The 25008-nt window shown below is 51.4% G+C and carries 20 protein-coding genes; 14 read left to right on the forward strand and 6 right to left on the reverse strand.

Features of this window, described 5'->3' with window-relative positions; translation table 11 throughout:
* The first annotated feature begins 154 nt into the window (after positions 1 to 154).
* The 5 genes from urtA to urtE all read left to right on the forward strand — a co-directional run bounded on the left by urtA (position 155) and on the right by urtE (position 5848).
* Positions 155 to 1411, forward strand: a complete 1257-nt coding sequence (urtA, locus tag LGT44_RS07920; protein WP_230331379.1) for an urea ABC transporter substrate-binding protein — start codon at positions 155 to 157, stop codon at positions 1409 to 1411.
* Positions 1412 to 1488: 77 nt separating this feature from the next.
* Positions 1489 to 3126, forward strand: coding sequence for an urea ABC transporter permease subunit UrtB (gene urtB / locus LGT44_RS07925; RefSeq protein ID WP_230331349.1), 1638 nt, complete (start codon positions 1489 to 1491; stop codon positions 3124 to 3126).
* A gap of 11 nt (positions 3127 to 3137) precedes the next feature.
* On the forward strand, positions 3138 to 4352 hold the full coding sequence (gene urtC / locus LGT44_RS07930) for an urea ABC transporter permease subunit UrtC (protein WP_230331350.1): 1215 nt from the start codon (positions 3138 to 3140) through the stop codon (positions 4350 to 4352).
* On the forward strand, positions 4349 to 5128 hold the full coding sequence (gene urtD, locus LGT44_RS07935) for an urea ABC transporter ATP-binding protein UrtD (protein ID WP_145467061.1): 780 nt from the start codon (positions 4349 to 4351) through the stop codon (positions 5126 to 5128). Before urtC ends, urtD begins: the two co-directional genes overlap by 4 nt.
* A gap of 21 nt (positions 5129 to 5149) precedes the next feature.
* Complete coding sequence (gene urtE, locus LGT44_RS07940; RefSeq protein ID WP_230331351.1) at positions 5150 to 5848, forward strand: urea ABC transporter ATP-binding subunit UrtE; 699 nt, start codon at positions 5150 to 5152, stop codon at positions 5846 to 5848.
* Positions 5849 to 5911: 63 nt separating this feature from the next.
* On the opposite strand, the gene LGT44_RS07945 is transcribed toward urtE, so the two are convergent.
* Positions 5912 to 6160: an accessory factor UbiK family protein gene (locus LGT44_RS07945; RefSeq protein WP_230331352.1), complete on the reverse strand. Its 249-nt coding sequence runs from the start codon at positions 6158 to 6160 to the stop codon at positions 5912 to 5914.
* A 393-nt stretch (positions 6161 to 6553) separates the two neighbouring features.
* On the opposite strand from LGT44_RS07945, the gene LGT44_RS07950 reads away from it, so the two are divergent.
* From LGT44_RS07950 to LGT44_RS07970, 5 genes are all read left to right on the forward strand, one after another.
* Entirely contained in the window at positions 6554 to 7246 is a 693-nt protein-coding gene (locus LGT44_RS07950) for a TorF family putative porin (RefSeq protein ID WP_230331353.1), read from the forward strand.
* Positions 7247 to 7324: 78 nt separating this feature from the next.
* Positions 7325 to 7663, forward strand: a complete 339-nt coding sequence (gene glnK, locus LGT44_RS07955; RefSeq protein ID WP_145467055.1) for a P-II family nitrogen regulator — start codon at positions 7325 to 7327, stop codon at positions 7661 to 7663.
* A 45-nt stretch (positions 7664 to 7708) separates the two neighbouring features.
* Positions 7709 to 8977, forward strand: a complete 1269-nt coding sequence (locus LGT44_RS07960) for an ammonium transporter (RefSeq protein WP_145467053.1) — start codon at positions 7709 to 7711, stop codon at positions 8975 to 8977.
* A 322-nt stretch (positions 8978 to 9299) separates the two neighbouring features.
* Entirely contained in the window at positions 9300 to 12656 is a 3357-nt protein-coding gene (locus LGT44_RS07965; RefSeq protein WP_230331354.1) for a carboxypeptidase-like regulatory domain-containing protein, read from the forward strand.
* A gap of 108 nt (positions 12657 to 12764) precedes the next feature.
* Positions 12765 to 15044, forward strand: coding sequence for a hypothetical protein (locus LGT44_RS07970; protein WP_230331355.1), 2280 nt, complete (start codon positions 12765 to 12767; stop codon positions 15042 to 15044).
* Positions 15045 to 15091: 47 nt separating this feature from the next.
* Here LGT44_RS07970 and LGT44_RS07975 read toward each other — a convergent pair whose 3' ends face one another.
* Together LGT44_RS07975 and LGT44_RS07980 are read right to left on the reverse strand one after the other, a co-directional pair.
* On the reverse strand, positions 15092 to 15265 hold the full coding sequence (locus LGT44_RS07975; protein ID WP_225670593.1) for a PA3496 family putative envelope integrity protein: 174 nt from the start codon (positions 15263 to 15265) through the stop codon (positions 15092 to 15094).
* 292 nt (positions 15266 to 15557) lie between these two features.
* Positions 15558 to 16412, reverse strand: a complete 855-nt coding sequence (locus LGT44_RS07980) for an SIS domain-containing protein (RefSeq protein WP_145467045.1) — start codon at positions 16410 to 16412, stop codon at positions 15558 to 15560.
* A gap of 186 nt (positions 16413 to 16598) precedes the next feature.
* On the opposite strand from LGT44_RS07980, the gene uvrD reads away from it, so the two are divergent.
* Positions 16599 to 18797, forward strand: a complete 2199-nt coding sequence (gene uvrD, locus LGT44_RS07985) for a DNA helicase II (RefSeq protein WP_230331356.1) — start codon at positions 16599 to 16601, stop codon at positions 18795 to 18797.
* A gap of 46 nt (positions 18798 to 18843) precedes the next feature.
* On the forward strand, positions 18844 to 19932 hold the full coding sequence (locus LGT44_RS07990; protein ID WP_230331357.1) for a TRAP transporter substrate-binding protein: 1089 nt from the start codon (positions 18844 to 18846) through the stop codon (positions 19930 to 19932).
* Positions 19933 to 19978: 46 nt separating this feature from the next.
* Here LGT44_RS07990 and LGT44_RS07995 read toward each other — a convergent pair whose 3' ends face one another.
* The gene (locus tag LGT44_RS07995) at positions 19979 to 20857 is read right to left on the reverse strand and encodes an HDOD domain-containing protein (protein ID WP_230331358.1); all 879 of its coding nucleotides are present in this window, start codon (positions 20855 to 20857) and stop codon (positions 19979 to 19981) included.
* A gap of 115 nt (positions 20858 to 20972) precedes the next feature.
* On the opposite strand from LGT44_RS07995, the gene LGT44_RS08000 reads away from it, so the two are divergent.
* Complete coding sequence (locus LGT44_RS08000) at positions 20973 to 22169, forward strand: class I SAM-dependent rRNA methyltransferase (RefSeq protein ID WP_230331359.1); 1197 nt, start codon at positions 20973 to 20975, stop codon at positions 22167 to 22169.
* An 85-nt stretch (positions 22170 to 22254) separates the two neighbouring features.
* Here LGT44_RS08000 and LGT44_RS08005 read toward each other — a convergent pair whose 3' ends face one another.
* Positions 22255 to 23526: an imelysin family protein gene (locus tag LGT44_RS08005; protein WP_230331360.1), complete on the reverse strand. Its 1272-nt coding sequence runs from the start codon at positions 23524 to 23526 to the stop codon at positions 22255 to 22257.
* 4 nt (positions 23527 to 23530) lie between these two features.
* Positions 23531 to 24193, reverse strand: coding sequence for a histidinol-phosphatase (locus LGT44_RS08010; RefSeq protein ID WP_145467033.1), 663 nt, complete (start codon positions 24191 to 24193; stop codon positions 23531 to 23533).
* Positions 24194 to 24511: 318 nt separating this feature from the next.
* Here LGT44_RS08010 and rppH point away from each other — a divergent pair, with 318 nt between their 5' ends.
* Complete coding sequence (gene rppH, locus LGT44_RS08015; RefSeq protein ID WP_225691494.1) at positions 24512 to 25003, forward strand: RNA pyrophosphohydrolase; 492 nt, start codon at positions 24512 to 24514, stop codon at positions 25001 to 25003.
* Positions 25004 to 25008: the final 5 nt, after the last annotated feature.

The raw sequence follows: 25008 nt of genomic DNA on the forward strand, positions 1-25008 counted from the left end.
TGGTACAGGCTTTGCTCTACAGGGAATGCTAACTCATAAATGGAGCTGATCAGCAGTAATCGGACTCCGGATAAAATCAAAGTACATTAAGGACGGACTCAAGATGAAAAAACTGGGATTAAACACGCTGTCAAAAGCGACCAAAGTTCTGGCGATGACCACTCTGGCTGCTGGTATCAGTCTTGCCAATGCCGCCGATACCATTAAGGTCGGTGTGCTGCATTCATTGTCCGGCACCATGGCGATTTCTGAAACCACGCTGAAAGATACCGTGCTGATGATGGTGGAAGAGCAGAATAAAAAAGGCGGTCTGCTGGGCAAGCAACTGGAAGCTGTGGTGGTCGATCCTGCCTCTAACTGGCCTTTATTTGCGGAAAAAACCCGTGAGCTGCTGGAGAAAGATAAGGTCGATGTGATTTTCGGCTGCTGGACTTCGGTTTCCCGTAAGTCTGTTTTACCTGTTGTAGAAGAGCTGAACGGTCTGCTGTTTTATCCGGTGCAGTATGAAGGTGAAGAGTCTTCAAAAAATGTTTTCTATACCGGTGCGGCTCCTAACCAGCAGGCTATTCCGGCCGTTGATTATCTGATGAATGACGTTGGCGTTAAGCGCTGGGTTCTGGCCGGTACCGACTACGTTTATCCACGTACCACCAATAAAATTCTGGAAAGCTATCTGAAGTCGAAAGGCGTTGCTGCTAAAGACATCATGATTAACTACACACCGTTCGGTCATTCTGACTGGCAGACCATTGTCTCTGACATTAAAAAATTCGGCAGCGCCGGTGTTAAAACCGCAGTGGTTTCCACCATTAATGGTGATGCCAACGTTCCTTTCTATAAAGAACTGGCGAACCAGGGTGTAAGCGCGGAAGACATTCCGGTGGTTGCCTTCTCGGTAGGTGAAGAAGAACTGTCTGGTTTCGATACCAAGCCTCTGGTTGGTCACCTGGCCGCCTGGAACTACTTTATGAGCGCTGATGGTAAAGAGAACGATGCCTTTATCAAACAATGGCACAGCTTCACCAAAGACGATAAACGCGTAACCAACGATCCGATGGAAGCAACCTATATCGGTTTCAATATGTGGACCAAAGCGGTGGAAAAAGCCGGTACTGCTGACGTCAGTAAAGTACAGGATGCCATGATCGGTATTTCTGTTCCTAACCTGACCGGTGGCATGGCGGTGATGAATAAAAACCACCATCTGTCCAAGCCGGTACTGATTGGCGAAATTCAGGAAGATGGCCAGTTCGATATCGTCTGGCAGACTGAAGGTGTGGTACCGGGTGATGCCTGGACTGACTACCTGCCTGAAAGCAAAAACCTGATCTCTGACTGGACTGCACCAATCAACTGCGGCAACTACAACACAGCAACCAAAACCTGTGGTGGCGCCGTAGCGGCCGAGTAAGCCCGACCCGCTGCACGTTTGCCGGCGTTAATATAACGCTGCGCAGGCGTGCAGTTCCTTTCCAACAGGATGTTCCCATGTTCACATTATTCAGACGTGTTTTTTTCGCCGTCTTATTACTTTCTGCCAGCCATAATCTACTGGCAAACAATGCTGATACTCAGCCTTCTCTGGCAGAACTCAGTCAGCAATTAATCAGTGCAAACTATAAAGAAAAAGCGGCGCTGGCCGAGCAGATTGCACTGGCTGAAGATGATCAGGCCATTGTTATTTTGCAGGCATTACTCGACAGCCGCCTGTATTACGTTAAAAGCAACGGGCAATTGTTACTGGTCGACAGTTCCGGTGAGCCGGACAGTGCGCAGGACGCCTTTACCCTGCAAGCCGTCACCGGGCTGGGTAAGCGCGATATTAAAAAAATTGGTGTTAATAATTCATTGCGGGTTGCATTACGCAGCCTGATTTCCCGCGCACAGATTTCATCGAAGCATAAATCACAGCGCATGGCGGCTGCACAGAATCTGCTGAAAAGCAGTGATGATATCGACCGGGCCTTTATTGATCAGGCACTGCAGCGGGAAGCTGACAATTCTGTGGCTGAGGTTCTGCACCTGGTACGCGCGTTGATGCAACTGAAAGCCGATCAGACTGAAGAGCGGATTGAGGGGCTTACCGCATTGGATGGTGCACTGTATCCGGAAGTACGTGCCGGACTGAGTGAATTTATCCGCAGTTTCAGTGATGAAGAAAAACTGTCACGTAAAAATGAATACCAGCTGGCGCAAACCACGCTGACCGATATCGAAAAACTGGTCAGCATTAATGGCTATATCGAGAATCTGTATTTTGGTCTGGCGTTGGGCGCGGTCTTGCTGCTGGCGGCTATTGGTCTGGCCATCACGTTCGGCGTGATGGGCGTTATTAATATGGCCCACGGCGAAATGATTATGCTCGGTGCCTATACCACCTATGTGGTGCAGTTGCTGATGCCGGAGCATATCGGTTTATCGCTGGTCGTGGCCGTGCCTGCAGCATTTCTGGTCAGTGGTTTAGTTGGCGTGCTGATTGAACGCAGCGTGATCCGCCATTTATATGGCCGTCCGCTGGAAACCTTATTGGCGACCTTTGGTATCAGTCTGATTCTGCAGCAGGCTGTGCGCTCGATTTTCAGTCCGTTAAACCGTGAAGTGGCCACGCCAGACTGGATGGCCGGTACCTTTATGATTAACCCGGCGCTGGAGCTGACCTGGAACCGGTTGTACATCATTATTTTCAGCCTGATGGTGCTGGCTGTATTGGCACTGGTATTAAAGCGCACCTTGTTTGGTCTGCAGATGCGCGCGGTCACCATGAACCGGCCAATGGCCAGTTCCATGGGGATTAAAACCGGCTGGGTTGATGCGCTGACTTTTGGTCTGGGATCCGGCATTGCCGGGATTGCCGGCGTGGCCTTATCGCAGCTGACCAACGTCGGCCCGAATCTGGGGCAGGCGTATATTATCGATTCCTTTATGGTTGTGGTCTTCGGTGGTGTTGGCAATTTATGGGGCACGCTGGTCGGCGCTATGACGCTGGGTGTGGCCAATAAAATCTTCGAACCATTAGCCGGTGCTGTTCTGGCAAAAATTATGGTGCTGGTATTTATCATTCTGTTTATCCAGAAACGGCCACGCGGATTATTCGCGCTCAAAGGCCGTGCTGTGGATAACGGTTAAGGGGCAGGGATATGACACAGACAAAACAATTCGGCCCTTTAACCCGTTTGCTGATGAACGATGCCGCAGGACGAAAATTACTGCTGATACTGGTGCTGATGGCGGTGTTTATTCCGCTCAGTAATCTGTTATTACCGGAAGGATCATTCTTCCACGTATCGACTTACACCATGACATTGCTGGGCAAATACCTGTGTTATGCCCTGCTGGCGATTGCGGTGGATTTAATCTGGGGCTACTGCGGTATTTTAAGTCTGGGCCATGGTGCATTTTTTGCGCTGGGTGGTTATGCGATGGGCATGTATCTGATGCGTCAGATTGGCGACCGCGGTGTGTACGGTAATCCGGAACTGCCTGACTTTATGGTGTTCCTTAACTGGACGGAGCTGCCATGGTACTGGCTTGGTTTTGATCAGTTCTGGTTTGCCATGCTGATGGTGCTGCTGGCGCCGGGCATTCTTGCTTTTGTATTCGGCGCGCTGGCATTCCGTTCGCGGGTAACCGGGGTGTATCTGTCGATTATTACCCAGGCGCTGACTTATGCCTTGTTACTGGCCTTTTTCCGCAACGATATGGGCTTTGGTGGCAATAATGGGTTAACCGACTTTAAAGATATTCTCGGTTACAGCCTGCAGTCGGATAATACCCGTGCAGTGCTCTTTGTGGCCTCGGTGCTGGCTTTAATACTGGGTTATTTAATCAGCCGCTTTATTGTCACCTCAAAACTCGGAAGGGTGCTGGTGGCTATCCGTGATTCGGAATCCCGTGCTCGCTTCCTCGGTTACCGGGTTGAGCATTACAAGCTGTTTGTCTTTGTGGTGTCGTCGATGCTGGCCGGTGTGGCCGGAGCCTTATACGTACCTCAGGTCGGCATTATTAATCCGGGTGAATTTGCGCCGATTAATTCCATTGAAATTATTATCTGGGTGGCGGTGGGTGGCCGCGGCACGCTGTTTGGTGCGGTGATTGGTGCCATGCTGGTGAATTATGCCAAGACCTATTTCACAGGTGCCTTTGCTGAACTCTGGCTGTTTATGCTGGGTGGCTTGTTTGTGCTGACCACACTGTATCTGCCGAAAGGTGTGGTGGGCTTATGGGCACAGCTGAAAGAAAAATATCAGGCAGAAGCTGAAGACAATCCGCCGGCGTTGAATACTGAAACGCAAAGCAAGGCTGCACCTGAGCAGCAGGATAAACTGAACTTTGTGCAGGGAGAAAAAGTATGAGCCTGCAAACGCCAAAGCATATTGATAACCCGGCGGTGCTGTATATGGATGGTGTCAGCGTCAGCTTCGATGGTTTTAAAGCGCTGAATTCGTTATCCATGGTCATCGCTCCGGGTGAAATGCGCGCCATTATCGGCCCGAACGGCGCCGGTAAAACCACCATGATGGATGTTATTACCGGTAAAACCCGCCCGGATACCGGCACCATTATCTTTACCGATAATGCCAACAGTCAGCACGACCTGACCCGCTTTGATGAAGCGGATGTCGCCAACCTCGGCGTCGGCCGTAAATTTCAGAAGCCCAGCGTGATCGAAAGCCTGACGGTATTTGAGAATCTGGAAATGTCGCTGAAAGGCGGACGCAGTATCTGGCAGGCGTTGCTGCATAAGCTGACCGCCGAAAAAGCACAGAAACTGGATGAGATTCTGGACATGATCGATCTGGCGGATAAACGCGATGAACTGGCCGGTAATTTATCCCATGGTCAGAAGCAGTGGCTGGAAATCGGCATGCTGCTCGGACAGGAGCCACAGCTGTTGCTGATTGATGAACCGGCTGCCGGTATGACCGATGAAGAAACCATGAAAACCGCCGAACTGTTTAAGCGCCTGGCGCAGAAACATTCATTAATGGTGGTAGAACACGATATGGATTTTATCGAAGCACTCGACTGCAAGGTCACTGTGCTGCACGAAGGTCATGTGCTGGCGGAAGGTTCGCTGGCAACGGTGAAAGCCAATCCACAGGTGATCGAAGTCTATCTGGGACGCTGATCCGGTACGGAGGATGATGGGATGTTAAATGTAAACCAACTGGATGTTTCTTATGGTGCGAGTCAGGCGCTGTATAACGTCTGCATGAGTGCCTCTGTCGGTAAGGTCACCTGTGTGCTGGGGCGCAACGGTGTGGGTAAAACCACGTTAATGAAAGCGCTGTCGGGCCACCTGAGTGCCGGTAAAGGGGATATTCAGTGGCAGGGAAAATCGCTGAACGGCATCGCTCCTTTTGATCGTGCACGTCAGGGCATTGCCTATGTACCGCAGGGCCGGGATATTTTTTCTCAGCTGACGGTGGAAGAAAATCTGCAGACGGCATTTTCAGCGCTGCCGAAAAGTCAGCGCCGTATCGACCCGGAAATCTATTCGCTGTTTCCGGTGCTGCAGCAAATGCTGAAACGCCGTGGCGGTGATTTATCCGGCGGACAGCAGCAACAACTGGCGATTGCCCGGGCGTTATTGCTGAAACCCAAACTGCTGATTCTGGATGAACCGACCGAAGGGATTCAGCCCTCCATTATTAAAGACATCGGCAGTGTGATTAAGCTGCTGCGTGATCGCGGCGAAATGGCCATTGTGCTGGTTGAGCAGTATCTTGATTTTGCCGCCGAACTGGCGGATGAATTTATTATTCTGGAGCGGGGGCGGGTGGTGGCATCCGGCGCTGGCAGCGAGTTAGCCAGCTCGCAGCAGGCGAAAGAGCTGCTGGCGATTTAGCGCGGATGCAGATGCACTAATAGAAAAAGCCGGAGCATGCTCCGGCTTTTTTATGCGCTGCTATTACTGCGTCTGATTCTGCTGCTGTTCCAGCTGGCTGAGTTTGCTTTCCAGCTCCGCCAGTTTCGCCTGGGTGCGGCGCAGCGCTTCCGCCTGTACTTCAAATTCTTCACGGCTGATCAGATTGGCGCTGCTCAGCAGGCTCTGTAACTGGCTTTGCAGCATTAAGCGTACATCGGCTGACAGACCGGCCAGTGGGCTTTGTTGCAACAGTTGTTCGACACGGTTACGGATTTGTTCGCTGTTCATCATAGGGCTTCCTTATATACCGGCGGGAGTTTACCACGCCAGGCAATATGGCCCCAGTACCGGGCGTGACCTGCGATGCCGCCATGCTTTTGCTTTATGTCAATCCGGGCCTTTGCCCCGTTTTATTTCCCCCGACCTGCTCGTGCATCAATTTAGTGCCTATGCTGATTTGCAGGTGCACCAAAAGGGGCTGAAAAACAGCCCGATGCACCGCCGTTGAACTGCTATGAGGGCTTTTTAGCGGATGGTTGTTGCTAACTCCCTGAAAAACCGCATTTTTTAAAAGTTGGCACAGCCGCTGCTATAGGACATGTACAAGGTAAGTACAGAAAGAAAACGGTGCGCTCACCGGTTTACTTAATAAAAGCTTTGAATAACTGATGAAGGAAAAGAACCATGAAAAAACTGTCTCAAGCAATCGCTCTGGCTGGTGTGATGACTGCAGGTCTGGCCGCTGTTTCTACTGCGCAGGCTGAAGTTGAAGTTTCTGCATCGGCAACTGTTGCCAGCATGTATTTGTGGCGTGGTAAGGATCTGGGGAATGGCGCTGCTGCTGTTTCTGGTGATCTGACAGTTAGTGCTTCCGGCGCTTATGCAGGCGTATGGACTTCAAGCGGTGATACCTCTTGGGGTAATGAATACGATCTGTACCTGGGCTATGGCGCTGAAATGGGTGACTTCAGTTATGACGTAAGCCTGTTGAACTACGTATATCCAAAGGGTGATGGTGCAGCTGGTAATCCGGATGATCGTGGCAATACCTTTGACTATGCCGATGCAATTATCTCTTTGGGTTATGCCGGTGCTTCTTTCACTTACTACAAGCCTATTGGTGCTGAGAGTGACGATAACTCCAGCTACTTCACCCTGGGTTATGGCTTGGATGCCTACTCTTTCACGCTGGGTAAAGCCGATGATGGCGATGACAGCGATTACACCCACCTGGATGTAGGTTATGCCTATAACGATAACCTGGCGTTCACTCTGTCCAAAGTAATCGACCAGAGTGCTGATCTGGACAAAGGCGAAGCCGGTGTTGATGAGGACCTGAAAGTGGTTGTTTCTTACAGCCTGCCTATCTCCATGTAAAAAGCATACAATGGCCCGTGCCCCCGCATGGGCCATTAATAAAACCTAAACTCGTAGCGTTTAACAAAGGGGTTTTCTATGAAACTCATTACAGCTGTGGTTAAGCCATTCAAACTCGACGATGTGCGTGAAGCACTGTCAGAGATTGGCGTTCAGGGCATCACAGTGACCGAAGTAAAAGGTTTCGGCCGTCAGAAAGGTCACACTGAACTGTATCGTGGTGCTGAATACGTGGTGGATTTTCTGCCTAAGGTAAAAATTGACGTAGCGGTAGCTGACGACCTGACCGAAAAAGTCATCGAAGCCATCACCAAAGCGGCGAACACCGGCAAGATTGGCGACGGAAAAATCTTCGTTACCAACCTGGAACAAGTCATTCGTATCCGTACCGGTGAAACCGGCGCAGACGCGATCTGATCCTTCCTCATTAAATGAATCAGAGCCTTATGCGGGGGGCTTAGAATGGAAAATAATATTTTCGAACTCCAGTACGCGTTGGATACCTTTTATTTTCTGGTATGCGGTGCGTTAGTAATGTGGATGGCGGCAGGTTTCGCCATGCTGGAAGCGGGTCTGGTCCGCTCTAAAAATACCACTGAAATTCTGACTAAAAACGTCGCTCTGTTTGCGATTGCCTGCACCATGTACCTGGTGTGTGGTTATCAGATTATGTACGGCGGCGGTTACTTCCTGTCTGGTATCACTGAAGTGGATTCTGCTGCAGTACTGGCTGATTTCGCGGCACGTGAAGATGGTTTCCAGGGTGGTTCTATCTACTCCGGCGCTTCAGACTTCTTCTTCCAGGTTGTGTTCGTAGCGACTGCAATGTCCATCGTATCCGGTGCTGTTGCTGAGCGTATGAAGCTGTGGGCTTTCCTGGCTTTTGCGGTAGTTATGACTGCGGTTATCTACCCGATGGAAGGTGCCTGGACCTGGGGCGGTGCTTCTGTATTCGGCATGTTCAGCCTGGGCGATGACTTTGGTTTCAAAGACTTCGCAGGTTCCGGCATCGTACACATGGCAGGTGCTGCTGCAGCACTGGCTGGTGTGATCCTGCTGGGTGCCCGTAAAGGCAAGTACGGTCCTAACGGTGAAATCCGTGCGATTCCTGGCGCTAACCTGCCACTGGCTACCCTGGGTACTTTCATCCTGTGGATGGGCTGGTTCGGCTTCAACGGTGGTTCTGTACTGAAACTGGGCGACATCGGTAATGCACACGCAGTAGCTGTTGTGTTCATGAACACTAACGCTGCCGCTGCTGGTGGTCTGATCGGTGCTCTGGTTCTGGCTTACATCCTGTTCCGCAAAGCGGACCTGACTATGGCTCTGAACGGTGCTCTGGCTGGTCTGGTTGCTATCACTGCAAGCCCTGATACTCCAACCCCTTTCGCTGCGACCATTATTGGTCTGGTGGGTGGTCTGATCGTGGTACTGTCTATCCTGACGCTGGATAAAATGAAAATCGACGACCCGGTTGGTGCTATCTCTGTACACGGTGTGGTTGGTCTGTACGGTCTGCTGGTTGTACCGGTAACTGCAGACGGCACTACCTTCGGCGGTCAGCTGATGGGTGCAGCAACGATCTTTGTATGGGTATTCGCGGCTTCTTTCATTACCTGGATGCTGCTGAAAGTCATCATGGGTCTGCGTGTGACTGAAGAAGAAGAGTACGAAGGCGTTGATCTGTCTGAGTGCGGTATGGAAGCTTACCCTGAGTTCACCAATAAATAATTGGTCACTCAGCAAGAGCTGAAATAAAAAAGCCGGTCAGGAAACTGACCGGCTTTTTTTGTTGGAGCAATAAACCCGGACGAAAACAGAGTGTGAACTACATCAGACATTCTGTGACACGTACTAATGCTAAAGTGCTGTATTTGGCATTTGGTATGTCGTAATCGTGACAGTCATTTGCAAGAATGCCCGCTCTTGAGAACAGGGATGGTCTCTTTTGCTGCGCAATGGAATCTGCGCATCTGCGTACTCCAGCGTCCTTCCCTGATTTCATTCTGATTCGCCATACCCCATGGCTTACTCTCTGCTTAGGAAGGAACCGATGGAACATTCGATTTTTAAAAAAGCCAAGCTGGCTGCTGCTATTGCTCTTGTCTCCTCTACAACGCTGATGACAGGCTGTTTGTTTGAGGGTGATGAAGCCAAATCCGTAACAACTGCTGAAGTTGGTAATAACTCCGAGCACGTTCAGACTCCAGTCGGTACCGTAATGGGTACTGTAGTCGACACCAATGGTAATCCTGTTAAAGGGGCTAAGATCTATGTGGGTGGTCGTGCAGTCACAACAGGCGCTGGCGGTAACTATGAACTGCGTAACGTTCCGGTCAGCAACCTGACCGTTACCGATAAAGGTAACTTCGTTGGTGGTGATATCCGCTTAACAATCGTTCCGCCAGCTGGTTTCCTCGGTGCGATTGTGACTGTTGAGCCGACAGCTGTTATTGATAATGGCCGCAGTGATCAGGGTACCACTGACGAAACCAATACTGGTTCAACCAACTACTTTATTGATGGCTTTACTGCAGTTGCTGGTGATGCAGTGTTACCAGCAATTGGTACCGGTGGTGCCACTGTAACTGGTGTGCTGCGCGATGCGGATACTGAAGCTCCTATCGCTAACCAGACTATTAATCTGGAACTGCAGGACGTTAACGGCAGTCCGCACACGAATGGTGGCGGTAATGCTATCTCTTACACCAGCGTATCCTACCCTGCAACTACTGATGCCAATGGTGCTTTCTCCATCGCTGGTGTACCAAATGACTCCGACCTGAACTTTATTGTTGGTGGTTATGCTGTTACTGGTGTTGATGCCAATAACTTTGGTGCAACCGGTGTTACTACTGATGATGAAGTAGAAACCGTACACGTAGGTAACGTCTATGCCAGCGTTATTACAAATGCGGACGATGCACGTCCATATGTAACCTCTATTGAAGAAGTTGCCACTAATGGCTCTCGTGCAAAACTGCATGACGACACCACTAATGTGCTGACTGTGCACTTCAGCGAGCAGCTGCAGGCCGCGATGATTGATGCAAACTCTGTCATCGTACGTGATCTGGATGCTGGTGCTTATCTGAATGTAACTACTGCGGTTGCAGCTGATGCGCGCTCAATGACACTGACCGCGGACAGCAATTTTGTTGCCGGTAACCGTCTCGATATTTACCTGCTGAAAGTAGACTTCCGCGATACTTCTTCTAACTTGCTGGATGAAGACAGCAACGTTGCAGCTAACGACATTTCTTACGACTTTGATAATGTTAACGGTAATAGCGACTACGTTAAGCTTCAGGTTGAAGTTTACCGTGAGCTGAATATCAATGCGGCGGTTGTTACCAACCTGACTCAGCTGACCACCGATGACAGCCCATTACGTCTGGCTAATGATCTGGATAACGCCAGCTCAGCATTCGCAGACGTTGACATGGCACTGGCTCTGAATGGCGTACAGCAGCTGAACAGTGCTGATGATGACGATTCAGCTTCCGGTATTGATACCAAAGAGCGCCTGGCGAATCTGGTCGTTGCACTGGATAAAGCGGGTATCGTTGATGCCTCATCCATCATTCAGTTAAATGAAGATGGTACTCCGGATACTTCTAACCTGGGCCTGAACAGTAACTTCTTTGTTGATGTGGCTCGTGTTAGCTTTACTCCAAGCAATGCTTCCACTTACCGCTACTGGATCCAGCGCAATGGTGCTGCTGTAACAACCAACATCGATATCGATGAGCAGAGCAGCCCGGATGCAAAAACCACCAACACTGCTTCGAACTTTACGACTATTGCCAACAACCAGGGCTACGGCACAATTGAGCCTGCGACTGGTAGTGAATATGCCGATTTCGTTGCAACAGATATTGCGTTCCTGATTTCTGCAGTTCAGCCAGGTGACATGCTGTATATCCAGTCAATGGATGACTTCGGTAATGAAGGCTCTACAACTTCCATTGCTCTGGCAGATAACGTTCCGGTAACAACTGGCCTGCAAGACTCTTATGGTGAGCAGGATCTGACTTCCACCTCAACTGTATTTGGTGAGCAGTATGGTAATGGTGGTGAGCTGGCGAACCCGGATGCGCAGTCGCTGATCGGTACCCCGCTGCTGAACATCAATGCGGGCATGCTGGCCGATCAGGATATCTATACAGATGCAACACCATCTCTGGATGACCTGTACGAGTCCAATGAGACAAACACCACAACCGGTGATTTCTACATTGATCCAGCACTGGAAATCTACGATGCGACCGCTTATGTAGCCTGGAGTGCTGATATGAGCCGTACCATTGCTGTTTCCTTTACTGAGGATCTGGCTTGGGTTGCGCCTCTGGCTGCAGATTCCAGCAAGCCTGCCGTTGGTAGCGAGCCTGTTGATACTGCCAGCGCCGCGCTGACTAACTGGACGATCATGAACGATATCACTATCGCTTCTGATACTGATGTTGTGAATGCCGACCTTGCAGCATTCAGTGTTAACAACATTTTCACTTTGGGTAATACCGATGGTCAAACCGCTAAGGTGATCGACTTTAGTGATTTGGTTGCTGATAGCGCTGGTAATGTATCAACTGCAGCTGCAAATGCTAAAGTTGTGATTAATGATGCTCTGCCACCAGTAATGACCCGTGCGGTTTATACCGGTAATGCATTGACTCTGACCTTTAACGAACCAGTTAAAGTCAGCACCGACACTGCCATTCCGGTTGTGACGCTGGGTGGTGTAAACATCTTCCTGGATGAAGACACTATCGCAGCTCATAATGCTCTGGCTGCAGCCTCTCGTACCACGCTGACCATTCCGTTCACCACGGATAATGCTGATGACATGCTGCCTCTTAACCGTGCAGCTCTCTTTGGCCTTGCTCAGTATGACGAGCCAGATGTTAGCCTTGCTGGTGCAACTGTTGGTTTCCACGGTTCTCTGAACTTCGTCAATGTACAGGATGACTTCGGTAATACCTGGGCTAATGACGCTGCCAACCTGACGGCACCGACCTTCGCTGCTTTCGATAACCTGGGTGCCATGCAGATCACTGCACAGCCAGTAGCAACTGCGATTGCGAATGGTGTCAATACCATCACGCTGACGTATACCTTCAGTCACGCAATTGATCTGGACGCTATGCTGGGTAATGCCTTTGGTACTAACCAGACTGCTCTGAATGCTGCTGATGTGTTGACCATCATGACCTATACCGGTGCTGCAACTGTGGATAATGGTGCTGCAACTAACGGAACGCTGTCTAACAATGGCAAAACTCTGACCGTTACTGTCGCTATGTCTGCTGGTACTTTTGCTACCACCGAGACCTTAGGTTTCAGCGCTGCAGTCCCAAGCTTGTGGGATAGTGTTGATGCCGTTGCTGTTCCTGTACTGACCGTACAGTAAGCAAATTGGGAGGGACTCCGGTCCCTCCCATCTTTTAATGCAGAATTATTTTGAATACCGGTGTATTCAAAATAACTTTGCCTATCTTCGATAAAGGACTGGGTTTTCATGAAACGGATTGTGCTGGGTTTTTTCTTAAGCATGTCGCTGGCAAATGTCTCTGCTTACCAGAGTGGCATTGATGCTGGTGGTTATCGTTATATAGATTCTGCAGAGGCAGAAGTTTCCTATGATTTTGACGATATCAGCACCAACCCTGATAGTGGCGTTATCTCTTTGGGAGACGATCAGAGTAAGATAATCAGCATTGGATTTACTTATAAATTCTATGGTGTTGATTACACACAGCTTTATGTAAGCTCTAATGGATTTATCTCTTTCACAAGTTCTAATCAGGGGTGCTGCACCGGTTATGTGATTCCTAGCAGCAATGCCTTTTCACGACTTGGTGTTGGTATTGCTGCCTGGTGGGAGGATCTTAATCCAGGTAATGGTGGCACGGTTCACTATCTGCTCAGTGGCACAGCTCCGGAGCGTGTATTAACTATTCAGTTTAAAAACGTCCCTGCCTATAGCAACAGTGGTCGCAACACTTTCCAGTACAAATTGTATGAAGGCAAAGAGGTTGCTGAAGTTCACTATCAGGAGCTTTACGGTGACAATGGCAATTATTCTGCGGGGATTTCCGGCAGCTCCACTGTAGGTACATCGCTATACTATGGTGTGGGTGGTAATAGTCAGAATGCTGTTCCTGGTATTACTCTGCCTTATGCTGTTCGTTATGAGCGGGCTGAAATTGGTTTTAGCTATAACGGTGGTAAACCGGTGGAATTGATTGCCCCCGGAAGTCAGCGGACAATGAATATTGATCTGAAGAGCTTTATGCCTACGGATCAGGATATGCAGTTCAGCTATCACAGTGGAAATACCGCAGTATCAGTTTCTGGCCCGGGTTATCTCTCAATTAATGCCGGGGCGACCATCGTATTGCCACTTGAACTGACTTCAGCTCCGAACGCAGAAGGTTTCTATGATGTGACCGTCAGTGTATCCAGCCCGGATAATACTTTCTCTGCATTCACCATTACGTTGCGCTTGTACACCTACGAGTTGGAGCAGATTACACCTTCCAGTTCTGATATTTCCCGTACGCCATCTCTCAGCTCAGATGGGCAGAGTGCTGCGCTACTTTCCAAAAGAGATCTTGCCAGTACCGGTAAATCAAACCTGGTTTATGATGCTTTCCTGTATAACCGGGCCCTCGACAGTTACCAGCAACTGACGGTTAACCCGGCAGGCAGAAATTGTAATAACGTGGTTATTTCAGGAGATGCCAGTACGGTTGCAATGCTGTGTAACAGCAGCCTTGATCCTACATTTCCTAATACAGGCGTAACCGACGAGCTGTACATTTATGATGTCGATTCGGGAACCCTGAGCAGGGCCCCTTACAATGTTATTGCAGACACGACAGCGGGCCGCTTAAGCATTAATTATGATGGCCAGGTTATCGCTTTTGTCAGCAGCATTAATCCGCTGGGAAGCAACACCGATGGCAGCAAAGAAGTATTTGCTTATCACCGCGGGCGGGAAAAGCTGATCCAGTTAACCGACTTCAATATCAATGGCATTGATAGTGTTGATCTTGATTATAACGGTGAGCGCTTTGTTGTTTCGGCTAACGGTAATCCGCTGGGTGCGAATGCAACGAACAGATATCAGGTATTTACAGGCACGATTAATAATGGCATTCAGCGTCAGATTACCATTGCCACTGCCCGTGATTCGAAGCAGGTAACTATCTCTGCAGATGGTGAGAAAGTAGCGTTCAGCAGTAATGCCAGCCTTCTGGGTACGAATAATCGCTACAATATTTTCGTGGCTTCATTCCGTGGCGAAGTTGAAAAGCAGATTACAGACTCCGCGTTGTTTGATTCTGTATTACCTTCGTTGTCGGGTGATGCTTCCCGGGTTGCTTTTGTTTCCTCCGCCAGCCTCGATGACCGCGGATTGAGCAATAATTCAAATAATCAGGAAGCTTATGTTTATGATCTGAAGCGTGAGCGCGGTTATCAGGTAAGTGAAGTCAATGAAAGCCGTAACGTTGAAGATCTGACTCTTGCAGATAACGGCAATGCATTACTTTTCTCCGGTACAGCTGACTGGGATACCGGCAGCAACCCGAGCGGTACCCGACAGATGTTTATCATTGAAGGCTTTGGAGATAACAGTGTTTCCGGTTATGAGGAAGAAATGACACCATGGCCTGTTGTGAAGTCGGATAACGGGGAGTTTGCAGAGAAATTCATTTCTAACGGCGGTCATACCTCGTTGTTGTGGATTGCCGGATTGGCATTACTCGGTCTGCGACGTCGCAGGAATAAGTAAATAAAAAAGCCCGCTGAATGCGGGCTTTTTTATTGGATTTTTTTTAGTCAGATTTCTTCGGCGTAGAAATCTTCCAGATCGCGTTCCAGTCGCTTACGTTCCAGGTGGGCTTCAATAGCACGGCGTGCCATCAGTTTCTTTGACATCTGGGAGTCTTTATTAACAACGACTTTGCCTTCCTGATCAAAGGAGACAACTTCTTCGTGGGCTTCGAATTTCATTGCTGCTTCCATTATCTTTCCCTCTGGTTGATCACAGTAAATCCTGCTGTGATTTTTCTTTTTATTGGTTGCAAAAGAATGACAGTAAACGCTGTTCAGGCCAAATTCTGTTCAGTGGCACTCAGGCGGTACAAAAGTACCCCCTATGGCGCTCAGCCCGCAGAAATAGTGGCATAGCATCCGCAGCTGTTTATTGAGGGATATTCGAAAGGAAGTGTACTGAGCAAAAAGTCATCGGCATTTTGGAATCATGTCGCAAAATGTCTGACCGTAAAATCTGGAACCTGACTGGTTAGTCAGATTCCAGCCGTAAAGACTTGATACTGCGCTTAATTGCATTTAGGTGTGCCGCAAACTCGGGTCCACGGCGCTGGGTTACGGCAACGGCCAGCATATCGATCACCATCAGATGGGCGATGCGCGAGGTCATTGGTGTGAATTGTTCGGTGTCTTCTTCAATATTGATATTGATTGGCAGATCGGCGGCCGCACTCAGAGCGGTGTTGGCGGGCGCCAGACTGACCACCATAGCGCCATGTTGCTGGGCCAGCTGTACCGAGTGCAGCAGATCTTTGGTGCGGCCACTCTGGGAAATCGCCACCACCACATCCTGTTCGCTCAGCGTAACTGCCGACATCGACTGCATATGCGGATCACTGTAGGCAGCCGTGGCCACCTGCAGGCGGAAGAACTTGTGCTGGGCATCAATGGCTACCGCCCCGGAAGCGCCAAAACCGTAAAACTCTACCCGTCGGGCATTACTGATGGCATTGGCCGCGGCGGCCACCTGAGTGCTTTGCAGCTGGGTCTTCACCTGATGCAGACGCTGAATGGTGGTGTCGGCAATCTTGTCGCAGATATCTTCGATACTGTCGTCTTCGATGATGGCGAACTGGCCGATATTATTGGTGATCGCCATTTCCTGCGCGATACGAACCTTAAACTCCTGAAAGCCGTTGCAGCCAATACCACGGCAGAAACGCACGATGGTCGGTTCGCTGACCTGTGCTTCCTGCGCCAGATCGACGATGCGCATATGCATCACCTGTTGCGGGGCACGCAGCACGTACTCGGCAACCTTTACCTCAGACTTGCGCAGGCTGGGGATGGCGGCGGCGATTTCGGCCAGAATCGGGCTGTTTCTCACAACAGGATTTCCTGGTGTCGGCTGGTAAGTAGGGAATTATAAAGGGCTTTTTGCAGTGAAGCCTATGGAATACTGGCCGCAGACAGAATCTGGCCGCAGTGGTGGCGTAATAGCGGCGGCGAATACGGCAGGATACTGTATAAAACAGCAGCATTTTTACCCCGGCATCTGATAGACTCGCACGCCATGGATATTTCATTACTTCTCGATCAGTTAAACGATGGCCAGCGCAATGCGGTGGCTGCAAGTTCACGCCATCAGCTGGTACTGGCCGGCGCCGGCTCGGGTAAAACCCGCGTGCTGGTGCATCGTATTGCCTGGCTGCTGCAGGTGGAAAATGTCTCGCCGTTTTCAGTGATGGCGGTGACCTTTACCAACAAGGCCGCCAAAGAGATGAAAGGCCGTCTGGAGCAGTTGCTGCAGATACCGGCGAATGGCCTGTGGGTAGGAACCTTCCACGGTCTGGCGCACCGCCTGCTGAAGTTGCACTGGCGTGAAGCGCGATTGCCGCAGCATTTCCAGATTCTCGACAGCGACGATCAGCAGCGGCTGATCAAGCGGCTGATGAAAGCCAACAATATTGATGACAGCCGCTATCCGCCGAAGCAGATTCAGTGGTTTATCAACGAACAGAAAGATGAAGGTCGCCGTGCAGCGCATGTGATGCCGTCAGCCGATCCGTTTTCGCGCACCATGCAGCAGGTCTATCAGCTGTATGAAGACAACTGTCAGCTGAACGGACTGGTGGACTTCGGTGAAATTCTGCTGCGTGCGCACGAACTGTGGTTACAGCACCCGGACTTACTGGAGCATTATCAGCAGCGCTTCCGCAATATTCTGGTTGACGAGTTTCAGGATACCAACAACATCCAGTACGCCTGGATCCGCATGCTGGCCGGGGATCGTGTGTCGGTGATGGCGGTGGGCGATGACGATCAGTCTATTTACGGCTGGCGCGGTGCCAATATCGATAATATCCGTAACTTCCAGCACGATTTCCCCGGTGCCGAACTCATTAAGCTGGAACAGAATTACCGCTCGACCAAAACCATTCTGGAAGCTGCCAACGCGGTGATCGCCAACAACACCGGACGTCTGGGCAAGAGCCTGCACACCGAAGGTGAAGAGGGCGAAACCATCCAGCTGTACAGCGCGTTTAACGAGCAGGATGAAGCGCGTTATATCGCCGATCAGGTCGATGAGTGGGCGCGCAGTGGCCGTCGGCGTGCCGAAATGGCCGTGCTGTACCGTTCCAATGCGCAGTCGCGTACGCTGGAAGAAGCCTTGTTGCGTGCCGGTATTCCTTACCGCATTTATGGCGGCCAGCGTTTCTACGAGCGGCTGGAAATTAAAAATGCCCTGGCTTATCTGCGTTTATTACTGAACCGTCAGGATGACGCATCGGTTGAGCGTGTTATTAATGTTCCGGCGCGCGCAATTGGCGAAAAAACCGTGGATATTCTGCGCAGCTATGCCCGCGATCAGGGCAGCTCGTTATGGGCGGCGGCTGAGGCGGCGGTACAGCATGGCATGCTGCCGAAACGTGCCAGTGCGGCGGTGCAGAGTTTTCTCGATCTGGTCGAAGAAATGAGCGTCGGTATCGACGAGCTGGAGCTGCATGAAATTGTCGATCAGGTCATTAATCAGAGCGGTCTGATTGAGCACCATAAAAAAGAAAAAGGTGAAAAGGGCCAGGCGCGCCTCGATAACCTTGAAGAATTAATTAATGCCGCACGCCAGTTTGAAAGCGACGATGGTTTTAATGCCGATGACAACGATGATGCCGAAGCGAATGAGCTGGCATTATTCCTCGACCGCGCGGCGCTGGATGCCGGTGACGGTCAGGCCGACGAATACGAAGATGCTGTGCAGTTAATGACGCTGCACTCGGCTAAAGGTCTGGAATTTCCGCAGGTGGTTCTGGCCGGCCTGGAAGAAGGCTTATTTCCGCACAAAATGTCGATGGACGAAGCCGAAGGCCTCGAAGAAGAGCGGCGGCTGGCTTATGTCGGCATTACCCGGGCAATGGAAAAACTGATTATTACCCATGCTGAAAGCCGGCGTTTACACGGCCAGGAAAATTACAGTACGCCATCGCGTTTTATCCGCGAAATTCCATCCGAACTGATTGCCGAAGTGCGGCTGAAAAACAGCGTCAGCCGGCCACTGACGGCCCGTGATCCTTCAGCAAGAATGAAGCAGCCTTCTTTTGTGCACGGTAATCTGCCCTACACCTTAGGACAGCGCGTGTACCACGAAATGTTCGGTGAAGGCACGGTGCTGCAATTTGAAGGGCAGGGCAGCGGTCTGCGGGTACAGGTTAATTTTGATGACGCCGGCAGCAAATGGCTGGTGGCCAGCTTTGCCAAACTGGATGCACTTTAATTCAGAACACAATACGGTTGAAACAATAACAAGGAGCAAACGGAATATGAAACGCCTGACGACCCTGCTGCTGTCCGTAGTGGCTATCGCCGGACTCAGTGGCTGCCAGAAAGATGCAGAACAAGCCGCTGTAGCCGCACCGCAGCAAACCTTTAAATGGAAGCTGGTAACGTCCTGGCCAAAAAATTTCCCGGGTCTTGGCACGGCGCCAGAGCGTTTCGCGACGATGGTGAACGATATGTCCGCCGGCCGTTTGCAGATCAAAGTCTATGGTGCCGGCGAACTGGTTCCGGCATTGCAGGTGTTCGATGCGGTATCTCAGGGCACCGCCGAAATGGGTCATAGTGGCGCGTATTACTGGAAGGGCAAAGCCGCCGCCGCACAGTTTTTTACCTCGGTCCCTTTTGGTCTGACGGCGCAGGAAATGAACGGCTGGATTCAGTACGGTGGTGGTCAGCAATTATGGGAAGAGGTTTACGCGCCGTTTAATTTATTACCGCTGCCGGGTGGTAATACCGGTGTGCAGATGGGCGGCTGGTTTAATAAAGAAATTAACAGCGTCTCCGATCTCGAAGGTCTGAAAATGCGTATTCCGGGTCTGGGCGGCGAAGTACTGGCCCGTGCCGGTGGTACGCCGGTGACCTTGCCGGGCGGTGAAATTTTCACCTCGCTGCAGACCGGTGCCATCGATGCAACCGAGTGGGTTGGCCCGTATAACGATCTGGCGTTTGGCTTATATAAAGTCGCCAAACACTACTATTACCCGGGCTGGCACGAGCCGGGTTCGATGATGGAATTTGTGATTAATAAAACCGCCTTCGAAAAACTGCCAAAGGATCTGCAGGCCATTGTGCGGGTGGCAACCAAAGCGGTTAACGAAGACATGCTGGCGGAGTACACCACGCGCAATCAGGCAGCGCTGACTGAACTGAAAGAAAAACACGGCGTGGATGTGCGTGCATTTCCGGATGATGTGCTGAGCAAACTGCAGGTGTTGTCGGAGCAGGTAGTGGCTGAAGTGTCGGCGGCTGATCCGCTGGCACAGAAGGTTTATAACTCGTACAAAAATTACCGTGATCAGGTGAAGGCTTACCATGCGGTGAGCGAGCAGGCCTATATCAACGCGCGGGATTAAATAACAGGGATTGGTTGCGGTACAGGCCGGGCGTCAGATGCCCGGTCTAATATTTATAATTACGGTAGCCAATTCCCAGCTCTTCAAAATTAGCCTCCATCTGCTCGATATCGTATTCCCCCAAACCCAGATAGGTTAATACCTCACTGCCGATATTCTGCCATTCCAGATCTTCTGACTGACGGCCAAGAATGCGGTAATTTCCGCAGATATGCTCCGCCAGCTTGAGAATAGCGAGCAGCGTTTTTGCTTCCGAATCTTTGTAATTGTCGCTGGCGAAATAGCGTGATGCGCTGTGGTGCTCAGCAATGACATCGCACAGCAGTCTGGGCAAATTCCACGACTTGGCGGTGTAATAACCGACGACCGCGTGGTTGGTATTCAGCTGCAGGTTTTCCACATCTACCACCCGCAGTTCCGGGTGGGCGTAAGACTCTTCCATTACCTGCAGATAATTATCGAAGCGTGCCATCAGTAACGGGATGCCACAGTTATGAAACAAGCCCAGCAGGTAAGCCATATCCGGATTGGGATAGCCGACCTGTTTGGCAATGGCAGTTGCTACCTGGGATATATCATTTGCGGTATCCCAGAAGCGGTTCATATTCACGATGGTTTCGTCACTCATCTGACTTTTAATGGATAAGCCATTGATGATGTTCACCACACTGTTCAGACCAATCAGGCTGACTGCCTGTGCGACGGAAGTAATACGGTTTTTAAGGCCATAAAACGGAGAGTTCACCACTTTAAGTACCGTACCGGCCAGCCCGACATCCTGGCTGATCAGTTTGGAAATACGCCCAAGATCCGGGTCGGGCATAAACTGTTCCATTTGCAGATCGACCAGAATCTGCGGCTGTGGCGGGATTTTAATCCCCTGCATGATGTGCTGTATCTGCTCTTCCGACAGTTGCTGAGGCATGACAAGTCCGGAGAAGGGAAACGAATGTCATCAAGAATAGCACCGCTTTCTGGGGAAGTTTGTCAGAGCATGCGTATAATGCGCTCCTTTTTGTAACCGGCCCCAGAGGTGAATCATGCTCCCGACACTGCGACTCAAAGCCAAGGCTGAACGCCGTCTGAAAGGCGGTCACCTGTGGGTATACAGCAATGAAGTGGATATCGCTGTTACGCCACTGAAAAACATGACCGCCGGTACTGAGGTAGTGGTCGAAGCCGCCAATGGTAAAGCGCTGGGAGTCTCCGTGGTCAGTCCGGAGCAGCTGATCTGTGCGCGCCTGTTCAGTCGTGACAGTAAACAGACGCTGGATACCTCTCTGATTGTGCATCGTTTGCAGGTAGCACAGAGTGGCCGTGAATTGTGGTATCCGCAGTCCTGTTACCGCTGGGTGTTTGGTGACAGCGATGGTCTGCCGGGACTGGTGATTGACCGTTTTGGCGATGTGGTGGTGATCCAGATTTCCAGTGTGGCAATGGAGCTGCGTCGTCAGGCCATTATTGATGCCGTCAATAAAGTCGCCAAACCACAGTGCATCGTGCTGAAAAACGATGGCAAGCTGCGCGCGGTCGAAGGTTTGCCAGAGTACGTGGAAGTGATTCAGGGCGCGCTGGAAGACGATTGTGCCCCGTTGGTAGAAAACGATACCCGTTTTATGGCGCCGGTGATTCACGGTCAGAAAACCGGCTGGTTCTACGATCACCGTGAAAACCGTGCACAGCTGAACCGTCTGGTTAAAGGCAAGCGCGTGCTGGATGTATTCAGCTACGTTGGCGGCTGGGGTGTGCAGGCGGCCAATCATGGTGCGGCGGAAGTGCACTGTGTTGACGCCTCTGCTCAGGCGCTCGACTGGGTAGAGCAGAACGCAGCGCTGAATGGTGTGGCAGAAAAAGTACATTGCTGGGAAGGCGATGCCTTTGCAGCGCTGCGCCAGCTGAAGGATAACGGTGAGCGTTTTGATGTGGTGGTGATGGACCCGCCGGCGCTGATTCCGCGTCGTAAAGATATCAAAGCCGGTGAGCAGGCTTATCACCGCCTGAACCAGCTGGCGATGCGTCTGCTGAGTAAAGACGGTTTGCTGGTGGCGGCATCCTGTTCCATGCATCTGGCGGAAGATCGTCTGCCGGATATGCTGCGTGTTATGGGGCGTGAGCTGGATCGTGAAGTGATGATTCAGCATGTCGGCAGTCAGGGCGCTGACCATCCGGTATTACCGGCCATCGCCGAAACCCGTTATCTGAAAGCGGTGTTTGCCCGCGTGTTACCGACCCGCTGAACGGCAGCCGACCGGCGGTGGTATAAAAACTGGTGGTATAAAAAAAGGGAGCTCAGGCTCCCTTTTTATTATGTGATCGTTCGCTTCAGTTGGCGCTGGCGAGTGGCACTTTAAGGGCGCTGGCGGTGCGTTGCAGCAGCGACATCAGCTCAATAAGACGCTGGCGGCATTGCTGACGCGCTTCGGCATCGGCGACGCCCTGCTGTTTCCAGTTTTCCACACTGTCATCGAGCAGCTGTAACTGCTGCTGCCATTCCAGACTCAGGTCCTCGTGGCGCTGGCCAAGCAGAGCCGGTAATCCGGTGCCGGCTTCGGTTTCACTCAGCGGAAAGTACAGGTTGCGAATACCCGCTACGATAGCACCGGTATCAGCCCAGGTGGTCTGGCTGAACTCACTGCTGGTGCCACTCAGGCGTTTGGCCAGCAATTCATCTGACAGCAATTTCTGCGTAGCGCTGAAAGCCGCTTTTAATACCTGATCCGGCTCTGAGCGCTGCAGCAGGTTGGCATAGTAACCGTTGCTTGGCTCCCAGCGGCGTTGCAACCGGTGCAAATGTTTCTGCAGCTGTTCGCTCAGCAGCTGCACGTACTGGCGACGGCGGTTATGGTTCTGAACATCAATATCGGCCGGTTCTTCATCGGCGCTGCTGGCGGCATCTTCGTGATGAACCACGTCACCGGTTTCCGCTTCGCTGTTGCTGCCACCTTCGCTGGCTACCACAACGGGAGCAGTGTTTTCCTGTGGAAAGAAGTCGCGCGGCGAACGCTGGCCCTCGGCGCCCCACAGCATAAATTCGAACGCGTGGTAGCCCAGACTGGCGTAACTCGGGTCAGAGAAACCGTGCTGTGCCAGCAGGCTGTCTTCATTCAGTTCCAGCGTCAGATCGTTAACGATGCCGCTGAATGGATAGCCGGGCACATGGTCGATATAGCCGCCCTCAATCGGCCAGCTGTCGAGCAGGCTCAGGGTATGCTGATAGTCGATGCCTTTCTTGTGCCAGTCCGGTGGATCATTGATCGGCAGCTTGGCGTAAATCAGTGTCTGCAGATACGCGCTGTAAGCATTACGCCAGGCCTGACGCACCTCGCCGAGGCTCATGGGGTTGGGATGATATAAAAAGGAGGCCAGGCGGCTGTCGAGTTCCTGCGCGGTCTGCGCAGCCATCGACACCTCTGTGTAGGCGCTCAGACCCAGGTGAGCGGCGAATGCACTGCTGTCCGGAATACTGTCCTGTTCGTTTCCAGTATCTGCGGTCTGTTCTGCAGGGCTGTCCTGTTGCAGGGCTGGCTGATCACAGCCGGCCAGTAATCCGCTTAACAACAGGGCGCTGACCAGCACCGGCTTTGCGTACTTCACAGGCTTACTCCTGATCCCTGAGGCTGATAATTGGCCAGCCTTTCTGTGCGGCGATGGCGGCCAGACGGTCATCCGGATCAACCGCTACCGGGTTATCCACAATTTCCAGCAGCGGCAGGTCATTATGGGAATCACTGTAAAAGTAGCTGCCGGCCAGTTCAAACCCCTGTTGCTGCAACCAATCCTGCAGGCGGACCACTTTACCCTGCTGGAAACTTGGTATACCGACAATATTGCCGGTATAGCGCTCATCCTGCATCTCCGGATGCGGGGCGATAATATGCTCAATGCCCAGCAGCTCGGCTATCGGGTAGGTCACAAAACCATTGGTTGCGGTGATAATCAGCAGGGTATCACCCAGACGCTTATGGTGGGCAATAAGGTCACGGCTTTTTTGTGAGATCAGCGGCATGATGCGCGCTTTGAGAAACGCGGCGCGGGTATCCAGCATATGTTGCAACGGATACTGGGTCAGAGGCTTAAGCGCAAATGCCAGATATTCGTTAATATCCAGAGTGCCGGCCTTATATTGCTCGTAAAAATAATCGTTACGGAGCTTGTGTTGTTCAGGGTCTGCAAGCCCCTGATCGACCAGATATTGTCCCCAAGCATGGTCGCTGTCGCCATCCAGCAGGGTGTGGTCGAGATCGAAAATAGCCAGTGCCACGAGAGTCAGCCTTTTTCCGGTGCCGGTTAGAAAATTAGTCGCTATTCTAAGGGCAACAGCGCATACTTTCCTTATAATTCTGAGTTTCAAACGAAGAAATAATCGAACATATTGGTTCTAAACAATGCCGGCTGCCAGGGGGCGGATTGTGGCAATTTCCGGACAATTCAGCCTGTCTCCCAGAGTCTGAATTAAGGTGAGTCCGCCACCGGATTCCTGTATGCCTTGCCCCCGTTATTGCCTGCCTTATCTTCAACTGCTTGACCTTTGTGGTGAAATCGGCAAGTTTTGAACCATCAGACTGTACTGGACGGCATTGTGATTGACGAACATGGTTACCGCCCTAATGTCGGTATTATCCTTTGCAACGACAAAGGACAGGTCCTCTGGGCCAGACGCATAGGCCAGGATGCCTGGCAGTTTCCCCAAGGGGGGATCAAAGAAGGTGAATCGCCGGAGAAGGCGCTCTATCGCGAGTTGATGGAGGAAGTTGGCCTGAGTGCGCAGGATGTGCAGATACTGGGCTGCACCCGTGGCTGGTTACGTTACCGCTTACCACGGCGTATGGTGCGCCATGACAGCCGGCCTGTTTGTGTCGGGCAAAAACAGAAATGGTTTCTGCTTAAGCTGGTGGGTGACGATTCGCGGATCAACGTCAGCGCTACCGATAAGCCGGAATTTGATGGCTGGAGCTGGGTCAGTTACTGGTTCCCGCTGGGAGGGGTGGTTGCATTCAAACGCGATGTGTATCGTCGTGCCATGACGGAACTGGCACCGCGCATTGCCAAGCTGCAACGGAAAACCAGCTGAGGGTT

The organism is Thalassolituus alkanivorans (assembly GCF_020447205.1).
GTDB classification, from domain to species: domain Bacteria; phylum Pseudomonadota; class Gammaproteobacteria; order Pseudomonadales; family Oceanobacteraceae; genus Venatoribacter; species Venatoribacter alkanivorans.